This window comes from Paenibacillus sp. J22R67 (assembly GCF_059692175.1).
Window position 1 is genome coordinate 37,593 of the sequence record NZ_JCAUAX010000007.1, and the last position, 14,900, is coordinate 52,492.

General features: G+C 48.0%; 18 protein-coding genes. 15 read left to right on the top strand and 3 right to left on the bottom strand.

The annotated features are described in order from the left end of the window. The first annotated feature begins 4 nt into the window (after positions 1-4). Genes AC58VC_RS24345 through AC58VC_RS24385 form a run of 9 tightly spaced genes read left to right on the top strand, consistent with a single transcriptional unit; the run spans position 5 to position 8,392 of the window. Complete coding sequence (locus AC58VC_RS24345; RefSeq protein WP_497372208.1) at positions 5-766, top strand: sugar phosphate nucleotidyltransferase; 762 nt, start codon at positions 5-7, stop codon at positions 764-766. Next, the gene (lhgD, locus tag AC58VC_RS24350; protein ID WP_497372210.1) at positions 763-1,974 is read left to right on the top strand and encodes an L-2-hydroxyglutarate dehydrogenase; all 1,212 of its coding nucleotides are present in this window, start codon (positions 763-765) and stop codon (positions 1,972-1,974) included. The genes AC58VC_RS24345 and lhgD overlap by 4 nt, the downstream gene beginning before the upstream one ends. Beyond that, a complete protein-coding gene (gene rfbC, locus AC58VC_RS24355; RefSeq protein WP_497372212.1) occupies positions 1,971-2,537 on the top strand; it encodes a dTDP-4-dehydrorhamnose 3,5-epimerase in 567 nt (188 codons plus the stop codon). Before lhgD ends, rfbC begins: the two co-directional genes overlap by 4 nt. After that, the gene (locus AC58VC_RS24360) at positions 2,534-3,574 is read left to right on the top strand and encodes an NAD-dependent epimerase/dehydratase family protein (protein ID WP_497372214.1); all 1,041 of its coding nucleotides are present in this window, start codon (positions 2,534-2,536) and stop codon (positions 3,572-3,574) included. Before rfbC ends, AC58VC_RS24360 begins: the two co-directional genes overlap by 4 nt. Beyond that, the gene (gene rfbD / locus AC58VC_RS24365) at positions 3,574-4,470 is read left to right on the top strand and encodes a dTDP-4-dehydrorhamnose reductase (RefSeq protein ID WP_497372216.1); all 897 of its coding nucleotides are present in this window, start codon (positions 3,574-3,576) and stop codon (positions 4,468-4,470) included. The genes AC58VC_RS24360 and rfbD overlap by 1 nt, the downstream gene beginning before the upstream one ends. Continuing rightward, positions 4,467-5,678 (top strand): CgeB family protein, encoded by a 1,212-nt coding sequence (locus AC58VC_RS24370; RefSeq protein WP_497372218.1) that lies wholly within the window; start codon positions 4,467-4,469, stop codon positions 5,676-5,678. The genes rfbD and AC58VC_RS24370 overlap by 4 nt, the downstream gene beginning before the upstream one ends. A gap of 4 nt (positions 5,679-5,682) precedes the next feature. After that, complete coding sequence (locus AC58VC_RS24375) at positions 5,683-6,714, top strand: GT-D fold domain-containing protein (protein WP_497372220.1); 1,032 nt, start codon at positions 5,683-5,685, stop codon at positions 6,712-6,714. Continuing rightward, positions 6,711-8,144 carry a glycosyltransferase family 2 protein gene (locus AC58VC_RS24380; protein WP_497372222.1) on the top strand — a complete coding sequence of 478 codons (1,434 nt, stop codon included), beginning with the start codon at positions 6,711-6,713 and terminating at the stop codon, positions 8,142-8,144. Before AC58VC_RS24375 ends, AC58VC_RS24380 begins: the two co-directional genes overlap by 4 nt. A 14-nt stretch (positions 8,145-8,158) precedes the next feature. After that, positions 8,159-8,392, top strand: coding sequence for a hypothetical protein (locus AC58VC_RS24385; RefSeq protein ID WP_497372224.1), 234 nt, complete (start codon positions 8,159-8,161; stop codon positions 8,390-8,392). A 74-nt stretch (positions 8,393-8,466) separates the two neighbouring features. On the opposite strand, the gene AC58VC_RS24390 is transcribed toward AC58VC_RS24385, so the two are convergent. Then, positions 8,467-9,456 (bottom strand): ketoacyl-ACP synthase III, encoded by a 990-nt coding sequence (locus tag AC58VC_RS24390; RefSeq protein ID WP_497372226.1) that lies wholly within the window; start codon positions 9,454-9,456, stop codon positions 8,467-8,469. A 137-nt stretch (positions 9,457-9,593) separates the two neighbouring features. After that, positions 9,594-10,568, bottom strand: coding sequence for a GntR family transcriptional regulator (locus tag AC58VC_RS24395; RefSeq protein ID WP_497372228.1), 975 nt, complete (start codon positions 10,566-10,568; stop codon positions 9,594-9,596). A 198-nt stretch (positions 10,569-10,766) separates the two neighbouring features. Here AC58VC_RS24395 and AC58VC_RS24400 point away from each other — a divergent pair, with 198 nt between their 5' ends. From AC58VC_RS24400 to AC58VC_RS24425, 6 genes are all read left to right on the top strand, one after another. Continuing rightward, a complete protein-coding gene (locus AC58VC_RS24400) occupies positions 10,767-11,255 on the top strand; it encodes an HPP family protein (protein WP_497372230.1) in 489 nt (162 codons plus the stop codon). A gap of 15 nt (positions 11,256-11,270) precedes the next feature. After that, positions 11,271-12,170 carry a pyridoxamine 5'-phosphate oxidase family protein gene (locus AC58VC_RS24405; protein WP_497372231.1) on the top strand — a complete coding sequence of 300 codons (900 nt, stop codon included), beginning with the start codon at positions 11,271-11,273 and terminating at the stop codon, positions 12,168-12,170. 108 nt (positions 12,171-12,278) lie between these two features. Continuing rightward, entirely contained in the window at positions 12,279-12,644 is a 366-nt protein-coding gene (locus tag AC58VC_RS24410) for a DsrE family protein (RefSeq protein ID WP_497372233.1), read from the top strand. A gap of 65 nt (positions 12,645-12,709) precedes the next feature. Beyond that, positions 12,710-13,453: an MBL fold metallo-hydrolase gene (locus AC58VC_RS24415; protein ID WP_497372235.1), complete on the top strand. Its 744-nt coding sequence runs from the start codon at positions 12,710-12,712 to the stop codon at positions 13,451-13,453. A gap of 54 nt (positions 13,454-13,507) precedes the next feature. After that, on the top strand, positions 13,508-13,888 hold the full coding sequence (locus tag AC58VC_RS24420; protein ID WP_497372237.1) for a VOC family protein: 381 nt from the start codon (positions 13,508-13,510) through the stop codon (positions 13,886-13,888). A gap of 24 nt (positions 13,889-13,912) precedes the next feature. Next, the gene (locus tag AC58VC_RS24425; RefSeq protein WP_497372239.1) at positions 13,913-14,281 is read left to right on the top strand and encodes a hypothetical protein; all 369 of its coding nucleotides are present in this window, start codon (positions 13,913-13,915) and stop codon (positions 14,279-14,281) included. A 191-nt stretch (positions 14,282-14,472) separates the two neighbouring features. Here the strand turns inward: AC58VC_RS24425 and AC58VC_RS24430 are convergent, their stop codons facing one another. After that, positions 14,473-14,826 carry a winged helix-turn-helix transcriptional regulator gene (locus AC58VC_RS24430; RefSeq protein WP_497372241.1) on the bottom strand — a complete coding sequence of 118 codons (354 nt, stop codon included), beginning with the start codon at positions 14,824-14,826 and terminating at the stop codon, positions 14,473-14,475. Positions 14,827-14,900: the final 74 nt, after the last annotated feature.

A 14,900-nucleotide genomic window follows, 5' to 3' on the forward strand; every position in this document is an offset into this window, starting at 1 on the left:
TGCTATGAAGGGAGTCATTCTAGCAGGGGGAACAGGCACACGTCTGCGACCCTTGACGAAAATGATTAACAAACATCTTCTACCCGTCGGTAAATATCCTATGATTTATTATGGGATTGAGAAGCTGAGAGCAGCGGGAATCACCGATATCCTTCTGATCACGGGTAAGCATTCTGTTTCCCTCTATACGGATTTCTTGGGTAGCGGGAAGGAGTGGGGCGTTAACATTTCTTACAAAATACAGGAAGAGGCTGGCGGTATTGCTGATGCTCTGGAGCTTGCGCAGAACTTCGTGCATCCAGGGGAGAAGCTGCTTGTGCTGCTTGGCGATAACCTGTTCGAGGATTCGCTGGCTGGGTATGTGAAGCAATTTGAAGCTCAGTCAGAAGGAGCCAAAGTGTTTTTGAAGGAAGTGGAGGACGCTAGACGATACGGGGTTCCGGTCATGGAAGGCGAGCTGATCAAGCGGATTGAAGAAAAGCCCGAGCATCCGCAATCCTCGTATTGCGTCACAGGCATTTATTTGTACGATGCTACTGTATTCGACTTAATTAAGACGGTGGAGCCTTCTGCGCGTGGCGAGATGGAGATTACCGATGTGAATAACTTATATGCGATGCAAGGTAAGCTCAGCTATCACCTGCTGACAGGGTGGTGGATCGACGCCGGCACGTTTCCTTCTTGGTTTGAAGCATCCGATAAGCTGCGCGAGTATCCGCATATAGAGTCTGCAGCACCTAAGCCCGGCGCCGGTGATGACAAGTGAGGAAGTATGATTACATCATCATCGGAGCGGGGATTATTGGCTTAACGATTGCCCGTGAGTTGAAGAAAAGAGAGCCGGGAGTGTCCATTTGTATATTGGAAAAAGAGTCCGATGTGGCTGCACATGCAAGTGGACGCAACAGCGGAGTGCTGCACGCCGGCTTCTATTATTCAGCCAACAGCTTGAAAGCGAAATTCACGAAAGAAGGCAACCAGGCTATGCGAGCTTACTGTAAGCTCAATGGCCTGCAGCTGAATGAATGCGGCAAGCTAGTCGTCGCCAAAGATGAGACAGAGTTAGCTGGCTTGGAAGAGCTGAAGCTGCGGGCAGACATCAATGGCGTACAGCTCATTTGGATGAATGAGCAAGAGATTGCTTCCATTGATCCGAATGCGAAGACATACCGGAAAGCACTGTATTCACCAACAACGGCGTCGGTTGATCCCGTAGAGGTTTGTAGAACCTTGAAGCGCGAAAATATAGAGAACGGCGTAGAGTTTCATTTCCTAACGAAATATCGCAAGTATCGGGGAGATCTCCTTTTTACGAGCTCAGGCACCTTCAAGTTTAACTATTTGATCAATTGCGCCGGACTTTATGCGGACAGCATTGCGCATGATTTCGGATTCGGCGAGAAATATACGATCATTCCGTTCAAAGGCATTTACTTGAAATATACGAAAAACAAAACAGATGTCGTCACGAACATCTATCCCGTTCCCAATTTGAAAAACCCGTTTCTCGGGGTTCATTATACCAAAACAGTGGATGGCAGCATTAAGATCGGGCCTACGGCGATGCCGGCTTTTTGGCGGGAAAATTACCAAGGCGTACAGGGCTTTAACCTGAAGGAATTCCTGCAAATTGTCGGCTTTGAGCTGAAGCTGTTTATCACCAATTCGTTTAACTTTAGACGCTTAGCCTTTCAGGAAATGCGCAAATATATCAAATCCTATTTCGTCGGGCTAGGGATGGGGATGGTAAGGGAAATCGACCCGAAGGGCTTCGGACATTTTCTTAGACCGGGAATTAGAGCGCAGCTGCTCAATGTCGAGACCTTGGAGCTTGTTCAAGACTTTGTGATCGAAGGCGACAAACGCTCGATGCATGTGCTCAATGCGGTCTCACCAGCATTTACGTGTTCGATGCCTTTTGCTGCTTATGTCGTGGATCATATTATGAAACAACGAGGAGGAGCCCTTTCATGAAAGTGATTTCGACCAAGCTGCCGGGGGTCTTGGTGCTCGAACCGAAAGCGCATGGTGATCATCGCGGTTTTTTTATGGAAAGTTACAACCAACAAACGTTAGCTGGCGAGGGCATTCATCATGCCTTTATTCAAGATAATCATTCCCTTTCCGCAGAATCGGGCGTTCTTCGAGGCCTGCACTACCAATTGGCGCCGAAAGCGCTAACGAAACTCGTTCGCGTTGTATCCGGTGCGGTTTATGACGTTGTCGTTGATATCCGCAAAGGTTCCGCAACTTATGGACAGTGGGTCGGGGTTATCTTAAGCGCGGAAAACAAACGGCAAATCTTAGTTCCGAAGGGCTTTGCCCATGGCGCATGCACTTTGGTTCCGAATACGCAGCTGCTGTACAAAGTGGATGATTATTATTCCCCTGAGCATGACCGAGGCATCGCGTGGAACGATCCTGACCTTGGTATCGATTGGCCTGTATCGAATCCGATCTTGTCGGATAGGGATCGTCAACAGCCTACTCTTGCGCTGGCGGACAATAACTTTGTTTATGGAGGGGACTTATCATGAAAACCATTATGGTGACGGGAGCAGGCGGCTACATCGGCAGTGTGCTGGTACCGAAGCTGCTGGATAAAGGCTATGCTGTGAAGGCCGTTGACCGCTTTTTCTTCGGTATCGATAAGCTCCCGCAGCATCCGAATCTGATAACGATCAAGGAGGACTCCCGCCGTCTGAAGGAGGAAGCCTTTGCTGACGTTTATGCCGTCATTGACTTAGTTGCGATCTCCAATGATCCGAGCGGTGAATTGTTTCAGGAAGCAACGCACCAAATTAATCATATTTCCCGTGTGAGCACGGCACATAAGGCGAAGAAACTTGGCGTGAAACGATATATTCTCCCGTCTTCCTGCAGCTTATACGGCTTTCAGGCGCCAGATGTCATCGTCGATGAAACTTCTCCAACGAATCCGCTCACGACGTATGCCAAAGCAAACGAAATGGCGGAACACGGCGTGCTTCCATTGGCTGATGCTGCTTTCACCGTCGTTGTCATTCGGCAGGCCACCGTCTACGGCCATTCCCCCCGAATTCGCTTCGATTTGGCCATTAATGGCATGGCATTAGGCGCTTATCAGAATGGGGTTATTCCCTTAATGAGAGACGGTTCTCAGTGGAGACCGTTCGTTCATGTTCAGGACACAACGGATGTCATGTGTTTGCTGCTGGAAGCTGACCCGAAGGTTATTAATGGTGAAATATTCAACGTTGGTTCGGACAGTAACAATTATCAGCTTGGTCAATTGGCACAAGAAATTACCGGAGTAATTCCTAAGCCTGTAACTATTGCTTGGTATGGAGCACCAGATCACCGTTCTTACCGCGTTAGTTTTGACAAAATCGAGAAAGCCTTAGGATGGCAGGGCAAATGGACGGCTGCTCAGGGGGCGCTGGAGATATACAATGCTTTGGCTGCAGGCGAAGTGCCGAGCATGGATCAAACGATTACGCTGGACTGGTACAGCGAGCTTATCAAATGGCACAAGATTATTAAGGAAGCCACGCTGTATGGCGGTATTTTGGATATTCAAGGAACGAGTGAGTAATGAAACGCATTGCGCTGCTAGGCGCCAAAGGTCAGCTAGGCTCCGATATCCATCGGGTATTGAAAGAAAACAGCCAGTTCGAGGTCGTCCCGATTACGCGGGATATGCTGGATGTGGAGAATACGGAAACCATTATCCCCATTCTTGAAAAGCTTGGCCGCATTGACGTGCTCATTAACTGCACGGCGTTTCATAACACCGAACAGTGTGAAGCCGACCCGCTGAAGGCCCTCCGCATTAACTCTATCGCTGTTCTGCGCATGGCGACTTATTGCAAACAGAATGGCTCGCTTTTCATTCATTTCAGCACGGATTATGTGTTTGACGGCAGCAAGCAAGCGCCATATACGGAAGAAGATCGGGTGAGTCCTCTGAATGCTTACGGCAGCAGCAAAGCAGCAGGAGAAGAAGCCATTGCAGCTTACTTGGATACCTATTTTATTTTTCGTGTATCTTCGTTGTTTGGCGAAGCTGGGGCCAGCGGGAAGGGCGGCAATTTCGTAGAGACCATGATTAGACTTTCGAAGCAAGGGAACCCCATCTCGGTTGTTCAGGATGTCATCATGTCACCGACGCACACACAAGATGTCGCTGAAACCGTGAGGGCCTTCCTCGAACAAGAGATAACCGCGTACGGTGTGTATCACTGCTCCGGTGAAGGTGCCTGCAGCTGGTATGAGCTGGCGGTCCAGACGTTCGCGATATGCGGCATCACCTGCGAGACAATACCGATTATGAACAGCGCATATGCGGCCAAAGTGCGCAGACCGCTATACAGTGTGCTGGACAACAACAAATTGAATCGTATTTATCCGATGAGAAGCTGGCAAAGCGCCTTGGAGCAGTATTTGCAGCGCAAAGGATATGTCGTTATCCGTGGAGGTGAGATGGAATGAGCGCTTTAAGAGCCGTAAGAGCGAAGAAACTACCGCTCAGAACGCTGAAGAGTCAGCGGAAACGTGTGCGCAGAGTCGTGAAAGTGAGGAAGCAGCCGGCTCCTCGGTCTCGCTACCTGGAAGAGTGGCGTATGGGAAGTGACCAGGGGTATGGAAAAGGCTGGTCACATGGCTTTCACATGGGACGCTGCCAAAGTTTGATGCGGGACATCCCGCAGGAGCGTGGCATTCTTTGGGATCTGAAAGTGATGTTCGTTAGGGCTAACGGACTGCCTTATACGGCGATGGATGAAGGTATCGAGGGCAGTCTGCGAGATATGGTGAGAGAAGTCATTGTCGTCAATCCAGCTGATCCACTTGTTCAAATTGCGGCGGAGACAAGACCCGATTTGGTGCTCGTGCTCGATGCTATTGGTCAATCATTGCCGGGAGATGTGGTGCAAGCGATTCGGGCGCATGGCATTCGCACGGCAATCTGGCTGCCGGATGACCCCTATCACTCGGATCAATCGACGGGACTCGTCCCGCACTTTGATTATGTATTCACATTAGAGAAGAGCTGTGTTGAGCCTTACAAGCTGCTTGGCTGCCAGAATGTGCATTATTTGCCGTTCGGCATTAATCCAGATGCGGTTAAGCTGGACTATGTGCCTACGAATTTTCGCAAGGATATTTGTTTCATTGGCACGGCTTTCTGGAATAGAGTCGCATTCATCGATGAAATGGCTGACTATCTGCAAGACAAGGATGTCATGATTAACGGCTATTGGTGGGATCGGCTAAGTTCTTATAACAAGTTGTCCTCCAAAATTCAAGGCTACTGGTTGAGCCCGCAAGATACGATGAAGTATTACCATGGGGCCAAAATCGTGATCAATCTTCACCGGGCTACCGATGACAAATCCCATAACAGCAACAGCAGGCAAATCCCCGCTTTCTCGCCTAATCCACGGCTTTTTGATATTACAGGGTCCGGGACCTTGCAGTTAACGGATGTCCGTGACGAGCTGACAAATTTCTATAAACCTGGGGAAGAACTCGACACTTTCAGTTCCCCACAGGAGCTTATCCAGAAAATTGAGTACTATTTAACGCATGAAGAAGAGCGGCAGCATATCGCTTTGCGAGGATTGGCGCGGACGCTGAAGGATCACACGTATCGCAAACGATTGAATGAATTGTTAACGATAACGAACAAAGGCGGGTGAACGTATGTTGCCCATAAAAAAGAAACAAAGCGGTAAGAAGTTAGGCAAAGTGATCTCCTTCCGGCGAAGCAAGCTTTCTCGCAAGCGCAAAGGACTATTCTCTTCTTTCCGCAAAAGGAAGAAACGGCGGAGACTGCAGGTAGCTCCGCTGCGCCAGTTCATGCCGATTGAAACCGTGACGGTCTACGACCAGGGCTATAATGCCGGATATGACAGAGGCTTCGATAAAGGCTACCGGGATGGAAAGCATGACGGTGGCGATGCGATTGTCGATCGATTGCTGCCAGACTACCAGATCCTGCCCGAAATCACGATTGAGCAAATAGTTGCTGCAGGCGTAGAACATTTGCGGCCGCATACCCATCACCTGCTTACCGCAAGGGATCTAGGGGATCAAATCATTGCTGCACTTGATGCTAGAGCACCATTTTCACTCGTGCGACTAGGAGATGGTGAGCTGCTGACCTTAGCTCAGGAGACCATTTTACCGATTGAACAGATTAAGCAAGACGGCCCGTTCCTCCCTTATGCCGGGGTAGATGTACCAGACTTGGAAATTAAAGCGGAACTGGTGCAGGCGATTCGCGGAGCTAGCGTTGTAGGCATTCCGAAGCTGCGGGTACGCAACTTCCAACCACTCGCGTTCGCGGTGTTTAAAGCGGAACATATTAACTACCACGAGCTTACTTTGACGGATTCGCTGGTGAATTACTATATTTATCACGAGGGTTACCTGTCGCGTATTACACAAGGCAGAAGGGTGCTGCTGGTCGGTAATTTGGCGCCGCATTTGGCAGAAGTGCTCCGCGCGCATGGCGTGAATATTGTTGGCGAGATTACACCGGTCCATGGGGTGAAGGATATCCCGCACATCAAGGAAAACATCGCCGGCTACGATTTCGATATCGCCCTTGTATCCGCAGGAATCTCGGCCGTCATTATTTCGGAATGGATTGCGTCGAGCATGGGGAAAGTAGCGATCGATTTCGGACATTTGGCGGATTCTATCGTGAAAGGGGAGGCTCCTTACCGATGAGAACAACGACTAAGCGGCGTGTCCGGAAATCCATGGGCAAATCACGCAAGTTTCGTAAGCTTGGCAAACTAGGTAAGCTAGGCAAAGGTAAGGTTGCCCTCACAATAGGAAGTTATAACCGCGGCTACAATGAAGGTTTTAACCTGGCCTATGACAGCGCGCACGATCATGCCTTCCAGCTTGGCTGGGATGCAGGGATAACCCCTTCGAACTTTCAGGGAACGAGCATCATTATCGTTACGACGAATGATCAGCGCCAGCACCTCCAGAATTGTATCGACAGCATTTATGAATATACGCCGGAGCCCTTCGAAATCATCGTCATCGACAATGCCTCAACGGATGATACGGCTGAGTACCTGAAATCCCTGACGGGAAAGATCCGCTACCGGATCTTTACATCCAATCTCGGCTTTGCCGGAGGGACGAATCAAGGACTAAGGATGGCGCGCGGTTCCAACCTGCTGTTTTTGAACAATGATACGATTGTGACCAAGGATTGGCTGAAAAATATGCTCACTTGCCTTAACAGCAATGAGAAATTCGGCCTTGTTGGCCCGATGACGAATTACATTAGCGGCGAGCAGCTGCTGCAGACGAATTACACCTCAACAGAGGAAATGCACCATTTCGCTGTAAACTTTAATCAATCGAATGCTGCAAAATGGCATGTGACCACGAGATTAACAGGTTTCTGCGTACTTATGCGGCGTGAAGTTTTCGAGCGGCTAGGATATCTGGATGAAGGCTTTGAGATTGGGAATTGTGAGGATGACGATTTCGGCTTCCGGACGCGGATGATGGGATTAGAGCTCGTTATTGCTATGGATACCTTCATTCATCATGTCGGAAGCGTCTCTATCAAAGCGCTGGGTGAACGTCGTTTTGAAGAAGTATATGGCAGAAATCTGGAATTTTACGCTCGAAAATGGGGAGACACCCACAGCTTGCTCCACGAAGTTCAGCAAAAGTTAGGTAGCGGGAGTGCAGCGATGCTTGATTTCTATCCGAGCCATGTCGTCGTTCGAGGGGTAACACCGGAGCTTTATTGGATTGAGAATGGTCACCGCCACCCGATTGAAGGGAAAACGCATCACTTAACGGCTACTCGTGTCTCGCAAGTAGACCTGCGGAACTGGCCGAAGGGGCATTCCTTATCGCAACATGACGTACAGAACAAGCTTGCTGCGCTTGCACAGGGAGCTTACGTTGATGGGCACTTGCAAGAAGGTGCACTAGCACGGACCGAGGATTATGCCGTCTATCAAGTCAAAAACGGCAAGCTGCAGCGCTTCATTAATGAGTGGCCGCTGCGTTATTGGAATTTGGATTTGCGTCACCAAACGACCATTAGCTGGGATGACTTTCATCGGTTTGCACCCGCATTGCCAATCATAGCACCTGCCATTATCGTGGCGAATAATGTTTAAAGGAGTGAGGAATCTTGAAAGTGAAGTCATCTGTACGCAGAAAGGCTAAAGGTAAGCTTCTCAGGAAAGCGAAGCCGATTCGCGGTAAGAAAGTGCTCCTGAGAAAGAGAAAAAGCCCTGCCAAAGCGCTCCTTACACATAGAGGAGGCTTCGATAAAGGCTTTGATAATGGATACGATAGAGGGTATATGGATGGGTTTCACAAAGGTTTTGAACAGGGCTTCGACCATCAATATTCAGCCTCTTAAGCAAGGGGCGGCAGCTTGAACGTTCGGCTTGCCTCACTGCCGCCTCCTTTGTTTAGCTAGATCAACCCGTCAACTCATCCCCAGCGTAAAATAACTCCAGCGTGCGTAAGTCCTCCGCCAAAACCATATAGCAGGAGCGTATCGCCTGCCTGCACTCTGCCATCTTTTACGCCTAGATCAAGCGCCAGAGGAATAGAGGCAGCAGAGGTATTGCCGTAATACTCAAGGCTGTATATAGCTTTCTCGAAAGGAATTTCGCTCTTTTCACAAATCGATTGAATGATCCGCAGGTTGGCGCTATGCGGGATGAACCAATCAATCGCGGAGTTCGGCAGTCCGCTCTTGGTTAGCAATTGCTCGATACCTTCCGGTACGGTAGATACCGCAAATTTGTAAACCTCGCGGCCGTTTTGGACAAGCTTTCCGTCGCCGGTGAGCGGTATGTCCTGCCACCGCTCTGCTAGGCCAGTGCGATAAACATCCTTGCCGCCGGAGCCGTCAGAGCCAACATGATGAGCTAGGAATGCTGGGTGTCCATCCTCGCGTTCCACAACGACGGCTCCAGCGCCGTCGCCGAACAGAATGCAGGTCGACCGGTCTGTGTAGTCGATGATTTTGGACATCGAGTCTCCGCCGACCACAAGCACCTTGCGATGCAAGCCTGCCGCGACTAAGCCGCTTGCGGTATGGACCGCATAGGCGAACCCTGCGCAGGTGGCATTAAGGTCGTAGGCGCCGACAGCAGGGAGGCCGAAATGAGCTTGAATCATACAAGCTACTGGTGTCGAAGGCAGATCTGGCGTATGCGTAGTGACAATGATCAGTTCCACACCGCTTAGCGATTCTGGATATCGGTCAAGCATGTTTTGGACGGCAGCTATACATAAATGGCTGGTGAATTCCTCGGCAGCGGCTATTCTGCGTTCCCGCATGCCGGTGCGTTGCACGATCCACTCATCGTTTGTTTCCACCATAGTTTCAAGGTCGGTGTTACTTAAAATATGGGAAGGCACGTAGCTGCCTATTGCTGAAATACGGGCGTTCAGGGGGTTCGAGACAGGCATGAGAAGCTCGCTCCTTTATTATCAAGTATTAGTACCAGGTACTAATTATAAGTAAACTTTACTTGAAAATGCGGTTGCTGTCAATGGTACATGAACACAATAAATATGCAAAAGAAATGAATCCTCGTTCAGGGGATTCATTTCTTTTGTGCTGCAATTTCCTGCAGTAAATTTTCGCTGCTTCGTTCCAACTTCATAGGGAAAAGTTCGGTTTTATCGGGTTGCAACTTCTTCAATTCGGAATATACGGCAGCGGAGGCATAAATTTTGTGCGAGTGCTGAAAGGCCTCACTCAGACGTTCGGGTTCGTTCATCCCCACAATCTCAACGTGAAGCTGATTTATGCCTGCTTCCCGAATGCGGTTAGCCATCCATTCTCCGCCAGTTCTTCCTAGACAAACAAAGGCAACATGGGTGCCTGCTTGCAGCTTGGCGATCTCAAGCAGCTCAGTGGCTTCAAGGATTGCCCCGATGACAATAACTTTACTGTCGAAGCGAGCAAACAGCGCTTTGGTTTCTTCGGCATGATTCAAGGTTGTAATAACGACATCGGAACGCAGGGCCGCTTCTCTTACGACGTCATCAGTTAGAGAACTATCATCGAGAAATAAAGGTTCTACTTCACCCTCGGTTGCTCGTTCGATTTCCTGGCGATAAAAAGGATAGTCATGTTCTCTGCACTCTACCAGCAAAATTCGCAGCTTGCGGTCAGGGGAGGGGGGCTGCAGCAGTGAGTAGGCGAGACCAGCGATGAAAAAGGATGACAAATCAAACCCCATTGCCGCGGCCTCGCGAATCGTATCATTCAAAAGCTGCTGCATGGGTTTGCGTTCTTCCAAGAGATGTTTGGTCTCGAACCCACCAGCGATCTGCGTACCGCGTCCTTTCTGTATCATAACAAGTCCTTCGTCACGCAGTTGGTTGTATACCCAGTTCACTGTATTTCGATTAAGTCCGAGCTCATCTGCCAATTGACTTGCTGTAGGCAGCATATCTCCGGCTTCCATTTGTCCAATTCCGATTAACCATTTCAGTTGTTCTTTAATTTGTGTATTTACGTTAAAGGTTAATTGGGGATTAACCTGAAGGAAAAATTTTTTGTCTTCTTCCACTACAAACAACCTCTTTTCATAGTTGACTAGTTATATTATAACCCTTATTTATTCGAATTCCAACAACCTTGGCGGGGATTTTGTTGGAAAATACAGTTGACACGCAGAGAAATACGTTATATAACTAGTTTACTAGTTCTTTAACTAAAGGTGGTGAGCGGCATCAATAAGAATGACGAGGCAGGATTTTGGCAGAAAATGAGAAGCAAGGACAGAAGTCCATTAAAAGTCGTTCCAAAGAATGCACTGATCGGCTCGATTGGCGGATTCATCGCCATAGCGCTATTAGCTCTCCTCACGAATTTGACCTCAGATGCGTGGATCATGGCTCCATTTGGTGCAACCTGCGTTTTGGCTTTTGGCCTCTGGGATGCCCCATTGTCCCAGCCACGCAATATTATCGGGGGGCATTTGATTTCAACGTTAGTAGGGCTGCTTTGTCTGCATCTCTTTGGCCGAAGTATTTGGGTTATGGCCGTTGGTGTAGGTTTGGCGATCGGCTTGATGATGTTGAGCAAAACAACACATCCACCTGCAGGGGCAGATCCTCTGGTGGTTATTCTAAGCGGCAGCAGCTGGTCTTTTCTGTTTGCACCGGTATTGATCGGTTCTGTGGTTATCGTAGTTATAGCTTTGATCATTAACAATCTGGATAAGAATCGTAGATATCCAACATTTTGGCTTTGATTGGAGGGAAGCAGCATGAATGATGTGTTTCATCAAGGAGAGTTGTCCGTTCAGAATCTCGCTGGCGAAGGAGCGGTTGCTGCCCAGAACTCGAAGATGATCAGTTCTCATTTTTCGAACGGGATGATTAATTTCCTCAAAACGCAACAGTTCGCTATATTGTCGTCCACAGATCATAAAGGAAACGTATGGGTCACATTGTTGACAGGAGAACCGGGGTTTGCGGAGGTACTGGATGAACAGAGGCTGGTCGTCCGGGCGGGATTGCTTGAAGCTGATCCACTTGCCGCGGAGCTTACTAAAGAGAAACAAATAGGGCTGCTGATTATTGATACGATCCGGAGAATCAGGCTGCGGATTAACGGAACGGCCATTATGGAGAAGGAACAACTCCTTGTGACGGCTCATCAGATTTACGGAAATTGTCCCAAATATATTCAGAAAAGATCGTTGCGACCAGAGAAAGAAGCTTCCAGATTGTTAAAGTCGGCACAACGGAATAAAGAGCTGAGCCAGCAGCAGCAGGATCGGATTGCGCATGCCGACACGTTTTATATTGGCAGCATGAGTGATAAAGGAGAGATGGATGCCTCGCATCGGGGGGGAAATCCAGGTTTTATACATGTATTGGATGCGAAGACGATCATGTTTCCCGATTACTTCGGTAATTCAATGTTTAATACATTGGGAAATATTTATTCGAACCCCTCATCCGGGCTGTTATTTATCGACTATGAACACGGTCACTCGCTGCATCTAACGGGATCGGCTGAGATTATTTGGGATGAGGAGGAGTCCTCCGCCTTTCCTGGTGCTGAAAGATTAGTGCGATTTGCGATCGAAGAAGTCGTCCAATTGGAAAATGCTACTGAATTACAGTGGGAAGATACTGAATTCTCACCGTATAACCCTTAAATCTGAGGGTTCTTTAGGAAAGGGGGTGAGGTGGCGCGGGAGCCGTTAGCATGGATTCACCAAGTAATTGAACGATTTAACAATATAAATTGTGGGAGGAATTTAAGCATGAATACGAATAAATATTTGATCATCATTCAAGCGAATCAGCAGGATATGGGGAAAGCTATGCATGGACTTTTGTACGGTCAAGAATTGCATGAGGCAGGGATGGAAGTTGAACTTTACTTTGATGGAGCCGGAACGCAGTGGCCAAATGAATTTAGCAAAACGGAACACATGCTCAATCCGTTGTATAAGCAAGTCATGAAGACCGGGATTATTAAAGGTGGCTGTGGAGCATGCGCAGGAGCTTTCGATGTCGTCGAGGAAGTGCAGCAAGCTGGCGTTAAGTTAGTTGGAAGTGAAGCTAACAGCGGTCATTTACCTTTTGCTCAATATATGAAAGATGGCTTCGTACCTATTATTTTGTAAAAAGTTATTGATATGAGTTTAATTCGCATAGATGGACATTCCAGAATTGAAAGAGGTTGATAGCCATGAATATTCAAAAGCTCCCTTGGGCTGGTATACGTGTTGAACTAGAAGGTTTTGCAATTGCCATTGACCCGCTTTATCATTTCCCTGCCTCCAGGTTAGGCGAGCCTAAAGAGACATTCTTTCCTTTGGAGTCGTTCGGTTCAGCAATAGCCGTCTTGATCACGCATCAACATGCGGACCATTTCGATCCGCAAGCCATTATTTCAGCTTACGGCGCCGACGTTTCGGTATTCGTCCCTAAGGAAATCGTGGATTTAGCGACTAGCAGTGGTTTAAACCACGTAACTGGCGCTTCTATCGGCGAAACCTTCAACGTCGGGTCATTCACAATAATCGCGGCTCAATCCGTGGATGGTTCAGGTGACCCGCAAGTTTCTTGGATCGTACGCGGCGATGGCAAACAAATGATTCATGCTGGAGATACATTATGGCACGGGTACTGGTGGAAGCTGGTTCAAGCTTATGGCGCGTTTGATGCCGCATGTTTGCCCGTGAATGGCGCGGTTTTGCAATTTCCTGGCGTGGCGCCTCACAGTGACCAGCCAATCTGTTTGACACCAGAACAAGCGGTTATGGCTGCACAAATCCTTGGGGCCAAGACACTCATTCCTATTCACTACAAGGCAGCGCATCATCCGCCTGTTTATACGCAGACACCAGACCTGATGAAGCGATTAACTCAAAGCGCTAAGGATCGCATTCATTTAAGCATTTTACAAACCAAAGAGATCGTTACAATTTGAGGATAATTTTGAGGATAATAGCGTAGCGTTCGACTAAAAGGAGGCAATAAGCTGATGAAGAGAAGCATCGATCATGTTGGGATTATGGTGAATGACATGGAGGCATCCATCCGATTCTACACGGAGGTTGCAGGATTAATCGTGAAGGATCGAAACGTTCATACGAGTGGACTTGAAGTCGCTTTTCTGGGTTACGGCGTGGAGAAGGAGACCGAAATCGAATTGATTCATGGCTTTAAGGACCAATTGCCCGCTGAAGGTAAAGTTCATCACGTCGCTCTACACGTTTCCGATATTCAGGCGGAGTGGGACCGAGTCAAGCAATTGGCTGTCGAATTCATTGATCAAGAGATTGCAACTATGCCTAGCGGGATTCGTTATTTCTTCATTTACGGACCCGAAAAGGAATGGATCGAGTTCATTCAAAGAGTATGATCACACTTAGATAAGGAGAACATGATGAGCAATAATCTTCGCCCTGCATTTTTGGACGCCCTTGCCGAGGATGTTGTTCTAACTTCAACGTTCCTGAAGAGAAGCATTACCGGACGAGCAGACACGATTAAGATTGTCGAAACGGTGGGCTCTTATTATACGTCATTGTCGCGCAGCTTTCATGAATCCATTGGCAACCGGGAATTTATAGCGTATGACGCCGAGTTGACAGGTGGACTTAAGCTTCATGGACTAATTTCTATGATCAAAAACGATGAAGGAGCAGTCTCGCAACTATCCGTTACTCAAAGTCCGATCGAATCTGTCATCTGGCTATCAACGGAACTGGGAAAAAGGCTTTCACCGGATTACGGAGACGATGTTTTCCTATAGTTGAGAGATATTTCATTGGAACACGGACGTGAAAACTTTAGCGTCCGTGTTTTTTTATGAAATGTGACAGGATCATAATTGATCCTATCGTACAAAAGGTATCCTTTCCTACAAAAATGTGCGTACTGTTCAGAACTACGAAGAATTGCTAACCTATGAAAGAAGAAAGGAGGCTTTAAATACAGATCAGTTTAATTCGTTGAATCTGGATCTTGTGGCTGGAAATTTTCCATATATGTCGCCCCAAATTCATATAGCATTTGCAATATTGGCACGGTCTGGATGCCCAAATCAGAGAGGTAGTATTCAACCTTTGGCGGTGCAACCGGATAGACTTTACGGATAACCAACCCGTCGCGTTCAAGATCTCTTAATTGCATAGTAAGCATCCTTTGGGTGGCCTCAGGCAGCTGCCTCTGTAATTCGTTAAACCGTAAGGTGCCATTGGATAATAGATTAAGGATGGGCACCTTCCACTTTCCACTGATCAAGTGCAGGAAAATTTCAGAAGTGCAGCGATAGGTAGCATTATTAAAATGTATCATAAAAAAACCACCCTCATTGTTTATGGGTTCATCCTACTAATTACAAATTGAAGCAATTATTGCGACGTGGAGGT

Coding starts and splice junctions, on each gene's coding strand:
- AC58VC_RS24400 (WP_497372230.1), top strand. CDS start 10,767: ATGAGAAGCAAGGACAGAAGTCCATTAAAAGTCGTTCCAAAGAATGCA.
- AC58VC_RS24410 (WP_497372233.1), top strand. CDS start 12,279: ATGAATACGAATAAATATTTGATCATCATTCAAGCGAATCAGCAGGAT.
- rfbC (WP_497372212.1), top strand. CDS start 1,971: ATGAAAGTGATTTCGACCAAGCTGCCGGGGGTCTTGGTGCTCGAACCG.
- AC58VC_RS24415 (WP_497372235.1), top strand. CDS start 12,710: ATGAATATTCAAAAGCTCCCTTGGGCTGGTATACGTGTTGAACTAGAA.
- AC58VC_RS24420 (WP_497372237.1), top strand. CDS start 13,508: ATGAAGAGAAGCATCGATCATGTTGGGATTATGGTGAATGACATGGAG.
- AC58VC_RS24430 (WP_497372241.1), bottom strand. CDS start 14,826: ATGATACATTTTAATAATGCTACCTATCGCTGCACTTCTGAAATTTTC.
- rfbD (WP_497372216.1), top strand. CDS start 3,574: ATGAAACGCATTGCGCTGCTAGGCGCCAAAGGTCAGCTAGGCTCCGAT.
- AC58VC_RS24360 (WP_497372214.1), top strand. CDS start 2,534: ATGAAAACCATTATGGTGACGGGAGCAGGCGGCTACATCGGCAGTGTG.
- AC58VC_RS24405 (WP_497372231.1), top strand. CDS start 11,271: ATGAATGATGTGTTTCATCAAGGAGAGTTGTCCGTTCAGAATCTCGCT.
- AC58VC_RS24375 (WP_497372220.1), top strand. CDS start 5,683: ATGTTGCCCATAAAAAAGAAACAAAGCGGTAAGAAGTTAGGCAAAGTG.
- AC58VC_RS24390 (WP_497372226.1), bottom strand. CDS start 9,456: ATGCCTGTCTCGAACCCCCTGAACGCCCGTATTTCAGCAATAGGCAGC.
- AC58VC_RS24380 (WP_497372222.1), top strand. CDS start 6,711: ATGAGAACAACGACTAAGCGGCGTGTCCGGAAATCCATGGGCAAATCA.
- AC58VC_RS24370 (WP_497372218.1), top strand. CDS start 4,467: ATGAGCGCTTTAAGAGCCGTAAGAGCGAAGAAACTACCGCTCAGAACG.
- AC58VC_RS24345 (WP_497372208.1), top strand. CDS start 5: ATGAAGGGAGTCATTCTAGCAGGGGGAACAGGCACACGTCTGCGACCC.
- AC58VC_RS24425 (WP_497372239.1), top strand. CDS start 13,913: ATGAGCAATAATCTTCGCCCTGCATTTTTGGACGCCCTTGCCGAGGAT.